General features: G+C 63.0%; 10 protein-coding genes. 8 read left to right on the forward strand and 2 right to left on the reverse strand.

The window, feature by feature from the left end; translation table 11 throughout:
• The first annotated feature begins 8 nt into the window (after nucleotides 1–8).
• The 8 genes from PWG15_RS20825 to repB all read left to right on the forward strand — a co-directional run bounded on the left by PWG15_RS20825 (nucleotide 9) and on the right by repB (nucleotide 9972).
• Nucleotides 9–953 carry an ABC transporter permease gene (locus PWG15_RS20825; protein ID WP_275025869.1) on the forward strand — a complete coding sequence of 315 codons (945 nt, stop codon included), beginning with the start codon at nucleotides 9–11 and terminating at the stop codon, nucleotides 951–953.
• Nucleotides 950–1768 carry an ABC transporter permease gene (locus tag PWG15_RS20830; protein WP_275025870.1) on the forward strand — a complete coding sequence of 273 codons (819 nt, stop codon included), beginning with the start codon at nucleotides 950–952 and terminating at the stop codon, nucleotides 1766–1768. Before PWG15_RS20825 ends, PWG15_RS20830 begins: the two co-directional genes overlap by 4 nt.
• Complete coding sequence (locus PWG15_RS20835) at nucleotides 1765–3393, forward strand: ABC transporter ATP-binding protein (protein ID WP_275025871.1); 1629 nt, start codon at nucleotides 1765–1767, stop codon at nucleotides 3391–3393. Before PWG15_RS20830 ends, PWG15_RS20835 begins: the two co-directional genes overlap by 4 nt.
• A gap of 1 nt (nucleotide 3394) precedes the next feature.
• Nucleotides 3395–4252 (forward strand): serine hydrolase, encoded by an 858-nt coding sequence (locus tag PWG15_RS20840; RefSeq protein WP_275025873.1) that lies wholly within the window; start codon nucleotides 3395–3397, stop codon nucleotides 4250–4252.
• Nucleotides 4253–4287: 35 nt separating this feature from the next.
• Nucleotides 4288–5832, forward strand: a complete 1545-nt coding sequence (locus PWG15_RS20845) for an ABC transporter substrate-binding protein (protein ID WP_275025874.1) — start codon at nucleotides 4288–4290, stop codon at nucleotides 5830–5832.
• 107 nt (nucleotides 5833–5939) lie between these two features.
• Nucleotides 5940–7379 (forward strand): M20 family metallopeptidase, encoded by a 1440-nt coding sequence (locus PWG15_RS20850; protein ID WP_275025875.1) that lies wholly within the window; start codon nucleotides 5940–5942, stop codon nucleotides 7377–7379.
• A gap of 257 nt (nucleotides 7380–7636) precedes the next feature.
• Nucleotides 7637–8890: a plasmid partitioning protein RepA gene (gene repA / locus PWG15_RS20855; protein ID WP_275027126.1), complete on the forward strand. Its 1254-nt coding sequence runs from the start codon at nucleotides 7637–7639 to the stop codon at nucleotides 8888–8890.
• 5 nt (nucleotides 8891–8895) lie between these two features.
• A complete protein-coding gene (repB, locus tag PWG15_RS20860; RefSeq protein ID WP_275025877.1) occupies nucleotides 8896–9972 on the forward strand; it encodes a plasmid partitioning protein RepB in 1077 nt (358 codons plus the stop codon).
• 339 nt (nucleotides 9973–10311) lie between these two features.
• On the opposite strand, the gene PWG15_RS20865 is transcribed toward repB, so the two are convergent.
• Together PWG15_RS20865 and PWG15_RS20870 are read right to left on the reverse strand one after the other, a co-directional pair.
• A complete protein-coding gene (locus PWG15_RS20865; protein ID WP_275025878.1) occupies nucleotides 10312–10641 on the reverse strand; it encodes an ATPase inhibitor subunit zeta in 330 nt (109 codons plus the stop codon).
• Nucleotides 10642–11302: 661 nt separating this feature from the next.
• Entirely contained in the window at nucleotides 11303–12211 is a 909-nt protein-coding gene (locus PWG15_RS20870) for a LysR substrate-binding domain-containing protein (protein WP_342457061.1), read from the reverse strand.
• Nucleotides 12212–12279 lie beyond the last annotated feature (68 nt).

A 12279-nucleotide genomic window follows, 5' to 3' on the forward strand; every position in this document is an offset into this window, starting at 1 on the left:
GGGAACCCATGATCAAGTTCATTCTCAATCGCCTCGTGATGGCGATACCGACGATCTTTATCGTCTCGGTGGCCGTCTTCACGCTTATCCGCCTCATACCCGGCGATCCGGCAGCGCTGATGCTCGGCGATATGGCCGAGCCGCATCAGATCGCCGAGATGCGCACCACGCTCGGTCTCGACCGCAGCATCCCGGAGCAGTTCGTCGTATGGGCCGGCAACATCCTTTCCGGCGATTTCGGTACGTCGATCGTCACCGGCGAGCCGGTGCTGCACTTGGTTCTCAGCCGCTTCATGGTCAGCGCCGAAATCGTCGTCATCGCCGTGTTCCTCGCAAGCCTGATTGCGGTGCCGGCCGGCGTCGTCGCCGCTTGGCGGCAGAACAGCCTGACTGATCTTGCGCTTGTCGGCACGGCGACCGTGCTCCTGTCGATCCCGACCTTCTGGCTCGGTCTGCTCTTGCTGCTCGCCTTCGGCCTCAAGCTCGGCTGGCTGCCGGTGCTCGGCTATGTGCCGATCACCGAGAACTGGAAAGCTGGGCTTCTCTATCTTGTGCTGCCGGTCATGACCCTCGTCATCCACGAGATGGGCGTGATCATCCGCATGGCGCGCGCCTCGACGCTCGAAGTGCTGAGGCTCGACTACATCACCCATGCCCGCGCCAAAGGCCTCTCCGAAAGCGCGGTCCTCTGGCGCCATGCCTTCAAGAACGCCTTTGGCCCGACCTGGACGATGATCGGCCTGATCCTCGGCAACCTGCTTGGCGGCATCGCCGTCATCGAGACGGTCTTCACCATCCCCGGTCTCGGTCGCCTGATGGTCGATGCGATCTTCCAGCGCGACTATCCGGTCATCCAGGGCTGCCTGCTGCTCGTCGCCTTCTCCTATGTCGTCGTCAACCTCGTGGTCGACCTTCTCTATCCTCTCTTCGATCCGCGGGTGGTGGCAGAATGAGAAAGTTCACTTTCAACGGTGTCATCGGCGGCAGCCTGATCGGGTTGCTTGTTCTCATCGCCCTCATCGGCCTCATCTGGACGCCCTATGATCCGATGGCGCTCGGCTTCACAGCGCGCCTCGCTGCTCCCGGTGCCGCGCACTGGCTCGGCACCGACGAGTTCGGTCGTGACGTTGCAAGCCGGTTGATGGTCGGCGCCCGCGCCAGCGTCTGGATCGGCTTCCTGACCGTCACCTTTGCCGTCGTTTGCGGCACCTTCATAGGCATCATCAGTGGCTATGCCCGCGGCTGGGTCGATGGCGTGATCATGGCGGTCAACAACGCGCTGCTTGCCTTCCCCGGCATCCTGCTCGCGCTTGGCCTTCTCGCCGTCTTCGGCGCCAACCAGTACGGTATCATCTTCGCGCTCGGCATCGCCTATACGCCGTCGATGGCTCGCGTGGTGCGCGGCGCCGTGCTGTCGCTGCGCGAACGCGAGTTCATCGAAGCCTCGCGGGTCATGGGCAATGGCGAGATCTATACGATGCTGCGCCATATCCTGCCGAACTGCGTGGCGCCGATCACCGTGCTTGCGACCTCGATGTTCGGCTGGGCGATCCTGTCGGAAAGCGCGCTTTCCTTCCTCGGCCTCGGCGTGCCGCCACCGGCACCCACCTGGGGCAATATGCTCGCCGCCGGCCGCCCCTTCATCGAACAGGCCGTCTGGCTCGGTTTCTTCCCCGGTCTTTGCATCGCGCTCACTTTGCTCGGCATCAATCTGCTTGGCGATGCGCTGCGCGACCGGCTCGACCCCCGCATGCGAGGCCTGAAATGACCGGCAACACTCTTCTCAGCGTTCAGGGCCTTTCGCTTGCCGTGACCCATTCCGGCAACCAGGTGGTCAGGAACGTCAGCTTCGACGTCGCACCCGGCGAGATCGTCGGCATCGTCGGCGAGAGCGGCTCCGGCAAGACGCTCGCGACACGGGCAATCATCGGCCTCATCCCGCCGGCCGTCCGTCATGCCGGCGGCACGATCCTCTACCGGGGCCGAGACGTGCTCGCCATGAAGGATCGCGATCTGCGGCAGCTACGTGGCGGTGAGATCGGCGTCGTCTTCCAGGAGCCGATGACCTCGCTCAACCCGTCGATGACGATCGGCCGTCAGCTCGAGGAAGGTCTGGTCCTTCACACCAAGATGACGGTGGAGGAGCGTCGCACGGCAATCCTGTCGATGCTGAAGCGTGTCGGTATCCGCGAGCCCGAGCGGGCGCTGACGGCCTATCCGCACGAGTTCTCGGGCGGCATGCGCCAGCGCATCATGCTCGCCTCGGTCATGCTGCTTAAACCCGCCTTGCTGATCGCCGACGAGCCGACGACGGCACTCGATGCCGTCGTCCAACGCGACGTCATGGAGCTGATGGTCGAGCTGACAAAGGCCGAAGGCACAGCGGTGCTCCTGATCAGCCACGACCTGCCGATGGTCGCCCGCTACACCAACCGTTTCGTCGTGATGGAAAAGGGCGTGGTCGTCGAGCAGGGGTTGACCGAAGAGATCCTGCAGGCCCCGCAGCATGCCTATACCCGAAAGTTGCTGTCGTCGCTGCCTTATCGTGGCGCGGCCCGCGAACTCGACATGACGCGCACGCCGATGGTTTCGGCCCGCAACATCGTCGTCGATTATCCCGGTCGCAAGGGGCTGTTTCGCAAGCACGAGCCAAAGCGGGCGCTGCACGGCGTCAGCGTTGACATTCACGTCGGCGAGGTGGTGGCGCTGGTCGGCGGCTCCGGCTCCGGCAAGACGACGCTTGGCCGCACGATTGCCGGCCTCGTCGAGCAGACCCAGGGCGAGATCCTGTTCCAGGGCCGCGAGCGCAGCGCCGACTGGCGCGACTATCGGCTGAACTGCCAGATGGTGTTTCAGGATCCCTATTCGTCGCTCGATCCGCGCATGACCATCCAGGCGCTGGTCGAGGAAGCCCTGCGGCTGGTTCCGGATCTCGATACGCCGGCCAAGCGCCTCCGTGCGATCGAGACCCTGGAGGAGGTCGGGCTCAGTGCCGATTTCGCCAATCGCTACCCACACGAACTGTCCGGCGGCCAGCGCCAGCGCGTGGCGATTGCGCGTGCCATCGCGCGCCGTCCGAAGTTCCTGATCGCCGACGAGCCGGTCTCGGCCCTCGACGTCACGGTTCGCGCGCAGGTTCTGGAGCTCTTCTCCAGCCTGCAGAAGCGCTATGGCTTCTCCTGCCTGTTCATCAGCCACGACCTCGGGGTTGTCGAGCAGGTCGCCGATCGCGTGATCGTCATGCAGGACGGCCGCATCGTCGAGCAGGGCGACCGCGACCGCATCTTCGACGCGCCGAAGGAAGCCTATACCCGCAAGCTTCTGTCGGCGATCCCGGCGCTCGACCTCAACCAGACCGGCGGCGTGACCCTCAAATGGCGGCTGGAGGCCTGAGATGATGAACGAACTCAAGCCCGGAGTGGTCGCGGCAGAACTCAACGCGATTGCGGACAGCCAGCCTTTCATCACGCGCTTCCTCGTGCGCAACCTTGCGACCGGCGAAACGATCGGCCGCGGCGAGCGCGAAGAAACCCCGTCCGCCAGCACCCGCAAGACCTCGATCATGATGGCGGCACTGAAGGCGGTGGCCGAGGGACGCCTCGATCTCGATGAGCGCATCACCTATGAGGCGCGTTTCGCGGAGGAAGTGGCGAGCGGCATGTTCCGCTACCTGACGCCGGGCATCGTCATTTCGCTGCGCGACGCGATCGTCGGCATGATGGTGTTGAGCGACAATGTCTGCACCAAGATGGTGTTCGAACGGCTGACGCTCGAAGAGGTTGATCAGTACTGCAAGGCGCTCGGCATGGCGGGAACGCACCACCGCTTCCTCATTCCGCCGCTGGCGCTGAAGCCCGATCATTCGCTCGCTGACGTGACCACGACGACGGCTGCCGACCAGGTGATGCTGCTGGAACTGATCCTTGCCGCTCAGGACGACACAGCGGCAGCTGCCAAGCTCGGCATCTCCTTGGAGCTCGCCGACTTCGCCCTGAAGACGCTGAAGAGCCAGGTGCTGCGCTACGGCCTGCGCTCGCGGCTGCCCTTCGATACGGTGGCGGCCTGCAAGGGCGGCCGCGGAAAACGCGGCCGCATGGATGCCGGCGTCGTCTATCGTGACGGCAAACCGCTCTACGCGATTGCCGCCTTTACCGATGGCGTGCCGGCGCTGATGTCCGACGGCACGCCCGGCTACACGATTGCGCTCGAAACCATCGGCAAGCTGTCACAGGCCTGCTGGCGCGCCTTTTGAACCGACACCCAACAATGAGAAAAGAGAGAGGAACCATGAAAACCATACTGCTCGCCGGAACCATGCTGATGAGCGCGATCGCGCTCGGCCACGCACGCGATCTCACGGTGGCGCAAAGCTCGGACATCCGCAGCAATGAGCCCGGCGTCAACCGCGACGGCAACACCGACTCGGTGATCTTTCATATCGTCGAAGGCCTCGTCGGCTACGCCGAAAACGGCGAAGTGAAGCCGCTGCTCGCAAAGAGCTTCGAGGTTTCGCCTGATGGCCTGACCTATACCTTCAAGCTGCGCGACGACGTGAAGTTCCACAACGGCAAGGCGCTGACTGCCGAGGACGTGGTCTGGAACTGGAACCGCTACATCAAGCCGGAGACGAAGTGGACCTGCGCCGGCGACTTCGACGGCAGCAAGTCGATCAAGGTGACGAATGTTGCCGCAACCGATGCCTCCACTGTCACCATGAGCATCGAAAAGCCGTCGGCCGTCTTCCTCGGCCTGATGGCGCGTCCGGAATGCGGTTACACCGGTATCGTCTCGCAGGACTCCCTCGGCGCTGACGGCGCCTTCGTCGCCCCGATCGGCACGGGTCCGTTCAAGTGGGCGGAGTGGAAGAAGGGCGAATATGTGCGGCTGGAAAAGAACGCCGACTACGTTTCGCCCGCCAATGACGGCAAGCCGGATGGCATGGTCGGCTCGAAGCGGCCGCTGGTCGACGGCATCAAGTTCATGGTGATCCCGGACGCCTCGACGGTGAAGACGGGCCTGCTTTCAGGCGCGCTTGATACCGCTGAAGTCTCCGCCGATCTCATTGCCGAGTTCAAGGACAGCGACACGATGCAACTCATCGTCAAGCGTAACAACGGCAAGAACCTGCTCTACTTCCAGACCCGCGACAAGACCTTAAGCAACGTCGCGGTCCGCCGTGCCATGGCCGAGGCGCTCGACCTCGATCAGCTGGTCGCCGCGGTCTCCAACGGCACGGGCGAAGCCAACGCGTCGATGGTTTCGGCCGACTCGATCTTCTACTCGGATGTCCAGAAGAAGAAGATCCCGATGGATCTCGAAAAGGCGAAGAAGGACCTCGCGGAAGCCGGCTACAACGGCGAGCCGATCACCATCATTGCCAACAAGCGCGGCAACGTACCGAGCTTCCCGGCCGCCGTCGTCGCCCAGGCGATGATGCAGCAGGTCGGTCTCAACGTGCAGATCGAGGTGCTCGACTATGCCACCCAGGTCGATCGCCGCCGCTCCGGAAACTACCAGGTGATCTCGCAGTCGGTCTCGCCGCGCCTCGACCCGGCGCTGATGTACAGCTTCTATGTCGGCAACAAGGACAAGAACGCCTCCCTGATGTGGGATAATCCGAAGGCAATCGAGCTGATGAAGGCGGCCTATGTCGAGGCCGACCAGGCCAAGCGCCAGGCGATTTTCGACGAGTTCCACCAGCTGATGCTCGACGAGGTCCCCGGCATCTTCATGTACGACATGGTCGACATCTGGGGCGCCACCAAGAAGCTGCATGGCGAGCCGGTGTGGCAGTCCAACACCCGCCTCTGGGAAGTGACGCTCGACGACTGATGCGGCCGTAGCCGCTCGAAATCGATGGCGGCGGAACCGCCGCCATCTCCATCCCAATGACAGAAATGCCGATGCGATCGCGCCCGCGCGTCGCAAAAGGAAGATTCATGCCCAAGCCACCCGCACTGTCCGCCCTTGTCGAAACCATCGAGGCGCTGAAGCCCGAGTTTGCCGCGATGAGCGATGCGATCTGGGGGCACGCGGAATTGAGCTTTCACGAGGAGAAATCGGCGGCCGCCCAGATTTCCATGCTGGAGAAGCACGGGTTCCAGGTGACTCGCGGGCTCGCCGAGATCGACACCGCCTTTGTCGGCGAGGCGGGTGAGGGCGGCCCGGTCATCGCCTTCCTTGGCGAGTTCGATGCGCTGGCGGGTTTGAGCCAGGTCGCAGGCGTCGCCGAGGCGCAGGCAGAGGTCGAGGGTGCTACCGGCCACGGCTGCGGCCACAATCTGCTTGGAACAGGTTCGTTGCTGGCCGCCGTCGCGCTCGCCGGCTACCTCAGGGAGCAAAAGCTGCCGGGAACCGTGCGCTACTACGGCTGCCCCGGCGAGGAGGGCGGTTCCGGCAAGACCTTTATGGCGCGCGCCGGCATCTTCGCCGACGTCGATACTGCGCTGACCTGGCACCCCGCACCATTCAACGGCGTCCGCTCGACCAACAATCTCGCTGTTCTGGAGATTTATTATCGTTTCAAGGGTGTCGCGGCGCATGCGTCGAACGGCGCCCATCTCGGCCGCAGCGCGCTCGACGCACTGGAGCTGATGAATGTCGGCGTCAATTTCCTGCGTGAGCACATGCCGCAGGATTGCCGCGTGCACTACGCGATCACCGATGCCGGCGGCAAGGCGGCAAACGTCGTCCAGGCCCGCGCGGAGGCGCTCTATCTCGTGCGCGCGCCGCAGATGCCCGAAGCGCTGGCGCTTGCCGCCCGCATCGACAAGATCGCCAAGGGTGCTGCCATGATGACGGAGACCGAGGTCGAGATCGTCTTTGATCGCGCCGCGACCAATCTTCTGCCGAATATCGCCCTGGAAACGGCGATCCATCAGAACATGGTGGCGCTTGGCCCGGTGCCTTTCGACGAGGCGGACATCGCCTTCGCCAGGGAAATCCAGAAAACGCTGACGCCGGAGGCGATTTCCAGCAGCATCCGCCTCTACCAGATCAAGGGCGACGTCTTCGCCAACGGCCGTATGGACGGTTCGACCGGCCTGCATCGCGGCCTTCGCGATTTCGAGGGGCAATCGCATTTCCGTGCCGGCTCGACCGATGTCGGCGATGTCAGCTGGATCACGCCGACCGCGCAATGCTGGGCGCCTGCCTGGGCGATCGGCACCGCGCCGCACACCTGGCAGGTCGTCGCGCAGGGCAAGAGCCCGGCCGCCCACAAGGCTTTCGCCCACGCGGCGAAATCACTGGCCGCAACGGGTCTCGATCTGATCCTCGATGCCGATCTGCTGGAGCGCGCAAAGGCGGAGTGGCGTGAAAAAACCGAGGATAAACCCTACCAGTGCCCGATCCCGGATCATATCGGCCCCAAGCTCTGATTGCCGATCAGATGGCTTTATCGAACGCCCGCGCCGCTGCCGCGGGCGTTTTCCTTTGCCGGATTGCCCCATCAGCAGGCCGCTGGCCTTTGTATTGGGTCGTGGTCAGCGTCTTGACGCGAATCATAAGCTCGGGCATCTCTGTTACGGATTTTTCCGAATAAGTGCCGATTGGCCGTATTTGAATTGAATCTCTGTTAATGCCCTCCGGCCGCGTCGGGCTGTCAGGTGCATGCAAGGAGTATGGCGGAATGAATATGACGGCAACCCAGGCAAGGCAGGACGCGGACCACTCCCAGGCTCGCCGTCCGGCCGATGAGGCGATCGCCGCGGATGCGCGCGCTCTTTCCGAACAGCTGAAGGCGATGCGCGAGCGGCTCTTCCCGCCGACGGCGATGAAGACGCTGCGAAGCTTCACCTCCGGCGAGGCGGCCAAGCTGATCGGCGTATCCGATGGCTATCTGCGCCAGCTCTCGCTTGCCGGCGAAGGTCCGCAGCCCGACACGGGGCTTGGCGGGCGCCGGTCCTATTCGCTCTCCGACATCAATGCGCTTCGCCGGCATCTGGCCGAACAGGCGCTCGCCAAGGGCAACGCGGCCAAGGCCCGCAGCTACCTCAAATGGCGCGATGCCGAGGCGGGTGAGCATCTGCAGGTGATCTCGGTCACCAACTTCAAGGGCGGCTCCGGCAAGACCACCTCGTCGGTGCATATCGCGCAATATCTTGCCATGACCGGCCACCGCGTGCTGGCCGTTGATCTCGATCCGCAGGCATCGCTTTCCGCCCTCTTCGGTTACCAGCCCGAGCTCGATCTCACCGGCAACGACACGCTCTATGGTGCGATCCGCTACGACGCCGAAGCGCGGCCGCTGCGCGACATCATCCGCAAGACCTATTTCGACGGTCTCGATCTCGTGCCCGGCAATCTCGAGCTTCAGGAGTTCGAGCACACGACGCCGCAGGCGCTGAGCGCGCGCCACAACGGCAGCGATGCCGGCCCGTTGTTCTTCGCCCGCGTGCAGACAGCGCTCGCCAGTGTCGCCGACGACTACGATGTCGTCATCATCGATTGCCCGCCGCAGCTCGGCTACCTGACGCTCTCGGCCCTTTGCGCGTCGACCTCCGTCATCGTCACCGTGCATCCGCAGATGCTCGACGTCGCCTCGATGAACCAGTTCCTCTACATGACGTCAGACCTCCTGAGCGTCGTGCGCGAGGCGGGCGGTGAACTGAACTTCGACTTCCTGCGCTACCTCGTCACTCGTTTCGAGCCGAACGACGGACCGCAGGCGCAGATCGTCGGCTTCATGCGTTCGCTCTTCGGCGAGCGGGTTCTGACCTCGGCCATGGTGAAATCGACTGCGGTCTCGGACGCCGGCCTAACGAAACAGACACTCTACGAGGTCGGGCGCGAAAACTTCACGCGCGCCACCTACGACCGCGCGGTCGAGTCGCTGAACGCCGTCAACGGCGAGATCGAGGCACTCATTCATGCGGCATGGGGGCGCTGATCGACATGGCTGGTAACCGCAAGAACGAACTGCGCGCCCTTTTCTCCGGCAACGTCCCGGCGTCGGGGTCGGCCACGCCGGCTGACGAAAAGCAGCCCGCCACAGTAACGAGTGCCCAACCCGCCGCGCTGGCGGCGACCAAGGCGCCGCTCGCTGAAGTGCCGCGCGCCGCCTCCGGCGCGATCAAGGCCATGGGCCTTTCGCTCGGCAGCATCACCCGTGAGGCGGAAGAGGCGCGCGCGCTGCGCGAAGCCCTGATGCAGGGCGAGCGTGTTGTCGAACTCGATCCGGATCTGATCGATGCATCCTTCGTCGAGGACCGCCTGACCGACGGTGAAACCGACGACCCGGATTTCCTGGCCCTTGCCGACAGCATTCGCGACAGCGGCCAGCAGTCGCCGATCCTGGTGCGCCCGCATCCGGAGAAGCAGGGCCGCTACCAGACGGCCTACGGCCATCGTCGTCTCAACGCCGTCCGCAGCCTCGGGATCAAGGTCAAGGCGATCGTCCGGCCACTGACCGACGACGAACTGGTGTTGGCCCAGGGCAAGGAAAATGCCGAACGGCGCAATCTCTCCTTTATCGAGCGCGCGATGTTCGCCTCAGCACTTGCCGACCGTGGCTTCGACCGCAAGGTGATCGGCGAGGCGCTTGCCGTGCAGAAAAGCGAGCTGTCGCGTCTGCTACAGGTAGCCGAAGGCGTGCCGCCGGTCATCGCCCGCGCCATCGGCCCGGCGCCCAAGGTTGGCCGCGAGCGCTGGATGGCATTTGGCGCGCTGCTTGAAGACGAGGCCGCGGTCCAGGTGGCCCTGGAGGAATGCCGCTCCCGCCGCTTCCTCGAAGCCGAAAGCGATCACCGCTTCCAGATCCTCTTCAGCCGGCTGTCGCGCAAGCCGAAGCCGGAAACGGTGAAGCCGGAGACGCTGGTCGACGCCGGCGGACGGGCCTTCGCCAAGCTCAAGCGCGACGGCAAGAACGCCCGCATCGAGTTTGCTGTCGACGTCGATCCCGCCTTCATCGACGAGGTCGCCGAGTTGCTCGCCAGGCATCACGCGGCATTTGCAGCGGGCCGCGAAGGCTGACGGCAGAGCCCCGCTGAGGGTCGCCGTCGTGCCCCGCACTCAATTTCAGCTTAAATCCATCGCCATCCCCGTCTGATCACCGGGGATGTTGGCGTTTAAAGGGGGCAGTTCTTTTTGAAAATAGAGCGTTCTTTTCGTATCGAATGGAATAGACCCCGCGACATTGAAAGGCTCGGCGGCCGAAAAGGGTGCGCTCCTTGAAGGTAAATCGTCTGAACCGTTCGTAACTAAGGCGGGTCGGACGGCAACTTTGATCCCTCAGCCACTGATTGCCCTCCAGCCAAGTGCCCCCAAGGCCCGCTACGTTCTTGGGGGCTTGCAGCCAGGCGAGGCGTGGTATCACTTCGATATGAAATTGCGCGCAATCTGTACAACTGCGGCGTCTGTTGCGTCTCCTCGTGTTGCCGTCTTTGGGCTTGAGGCTTGAAGCCATGACTCGGTCATGACGCGCAGGATATCCTCGTCGGACTGGACGACGCCCGCAGCCTTGAAGTCGTCGCGGATTTTGCGCAGCACATCGCTCCGTTCAAAATCGAGCGTGCCCATCGCCAGATCGTCTGAGTATGCTTTCGCACGTTCCCCGTCGAGGTTCAGTTTTTTCGCGGCCCACATGCCGAGAAGCATATTGCGGCGCGCCATTCTCAACACGTCTTCACCGCGATGGCTCATGGAATTCACCCTCCGTGGAGATCAGGAACTTTACCCCAAACGCGGCGGGGACGCCAACCGGTGTCGTCGCCCGATTAGGTGTCGAGTTTTGTTAGTGCGATGCCGCGTCCGGTCCGTTGTCCCCTGGCGTGCATGGTACGGGCTCGCTGGCGGCGGCATCTCGAAAACGGTGCTCTCGAAACTGGGCTTCAGTCCGACAGACAGGAGCAAGGTGCAAGCGCCTGGCGCCAAGCCATGACCACGGCCAAGGCTTCGACGATTTCGCCAGCGGCTTCGTGAGGCCCCAGTGCGACTTCGGATCAACGCAGCAATACTGTGGCGAGCCTCTTGGATTGAATATTCGAACTTCAATCAGGAAGGCGGGGACAGGCGAAAAATAGTTAGGTAGCGTCGCTGAATGTTCTAGTTTTTTGCTTCTGAAGTCGCAGATCAACTGAAATTGTCAGATTGACTCTAACGTAGTTTTCCAACCGCTCGTATGATGTGAGGACGGCGAAACTGAGCTTCCAAAAAGCGACGGATTGCGTTTGCCTCATTTGTTCCCACGCCGAGAATGAATGTGCTCGAGTAGCGCGCCTGGAGGACTGTCAATGCGTCGGGGAAAACCATAACGTTCAGGCCCCCCGAAATGGCGGTAGCTGACAACTCGCCTTGCGTAGCGTCATCTCGGTGCGGTGTCGGCTTCCGCTCCGTTCAGCAGAGCCTCGTGATATTTCCAGAACTCGCTCACGAACCGTTCGGCGAGCACGCTGTCTGAACCCTGGTTCCGTCGGATCGCAAGGAATCCAGCGTCGACGAAAATGCCGAATGGCTTGACGACAACGCCGCGTCCCCGGAATTCGGTGGCGGACGAAGGATCGATGATCGCTATGCCCGCTCCCTCGGAAACCAGCGTCAGAGCGGTGTGGGAAAGGCGCGTTTCCAATGTCGATGACCGCGGAACCCCCGCCAAGGCTACCTCTACCCGCATGGCAAACAATGTGCCCGGTTCCAGAGTGATCATGCGCTCGTTGGCGAGATCGGCGGGCATGATGGTTTCGCAGTCGGCAAGCCTGTGGCCAGTCGGAACTGCAACGACCGCAGGTATCGGGCGGGTCTCGATCAGGAACCCGGGACGGTCGAGTGGACCGTCGGCAAAACCAAGGTCGACCTGCCCCGATGCTACAGCTTCGATCACCAGAGACGACGGAATGCCGTTCAACGACGCATGAACGTTCGGGCGGTTGCGCAGGAACCGCGCGAGAAACCGTGGCATGATCCCGTTGGCCAGGGCAGGCATGGCGGCAATGCGGAGCATGCCGGCGTTCTGCCGACTGATCTCCTCCGCAAACGCCTTGATGCGCGACAAGCCGACATAGGCGCGCTCCACCTCCTGCAGCAACGTCAATGCTTCCCGGGTGGGCGTCAGTTGGTTTCCGCGCCGATCGAACAGCTTCAGTTTCGTGTCGATTTCGAAGTCGCGGATCAGCCGGCTCACCGCCGGCTGGGTGATCGACATCAACTCCGCAGCCGCCGTCATTTTTCCGGTCAACATGACGGTTCGGAACGCCTCCACCTGACGCAAGTTCATGGGTCACCATAATATTTGGTTATGCTCGTGGCCTGATTACGAATTTGACGGTATTGAAGCAAGCTGTC

It is taken from the genome of Ensifer adhaerens, from assembly GCF_028993555.1.
Classification (GTDB): domain Bacteria; phylum Pseudomonadota; class Alphaproteobacteria; order Rhizobiales; family Rhizobiaceae; genus Ensifer; species Ensifer adhaerens_I.

Bases quoted from the DNA above. Each gene is read 5' to 3' on its own strand.
- PWG15_RS20825 (WP_275025869.1), top strand. From the start codon at position 9: ATGATCAAGTTCATTCTCAATCGCCTCGTGATGGCGATACCGACGATC.
- PWG15_RS20830 (WP_275025870.1), top strand. From the start codon at position 950: ATGAGAAAGTTCACTTTCAACGGTGTCATCGGCGGCAGCCTGATCGGG.
- PWG15_RS20835 (WP_275025871.1), top strand. From the start codon at position 1,765: ATGACCGGCAACACTCTTCTCAGCGTTCAGGGCCTTTCGCTTGCCGTG.
- PWG15_RS20840 (WP_275025873.1), top strand. From the start codon at position 3,395: ATGATGAACGAACTCAAGCCCGGAGTGGTCGCGGCAGAACTCAACGCG.
- PWG15_RS20845 (WP_275025874.1), top strand. From the start codon at position 4,288: ATGAAAACCATACTGCTCGCCGGAACCATGCTGATGAGCGCGATCGCG.
- PWG15_RS20850 (WP_275025875.1), top strand. From the start codon at position 5,940: ATGCCCAAGCCACCCGCACTGTCCGCCCTTGTCGAAACCATCGAGGCG.
- repA (WP_275027126.1), top strand. From the start codon at position 7,637: ATGACGGCAACCCAGGCAAGGCAGGACGCGGACCACTCCCAGGCTCGC.
- repB (WP_275025877.1), top strand. From the start codon at position 8,896: ATGGCTGGTAACCGCAAGAACGAACTGCGCGCCCTTTTCTCCGGCAAC.
- PWG15_RS20865 (WP_275025878.1), bottom strand. From the start codon at position 10,641: ATGAGCCATCGCGGTGAAGACGTGTTGAGAATGGCGCGCCGCAATATG.
- PWG15_RS20870 (WP_342457061.1), bottom strand. From the start codon at position 12,211: ATGAACTTGCGTCAGGTGGAGGCGTTCCGAACCGTCATGTTGACCGGA.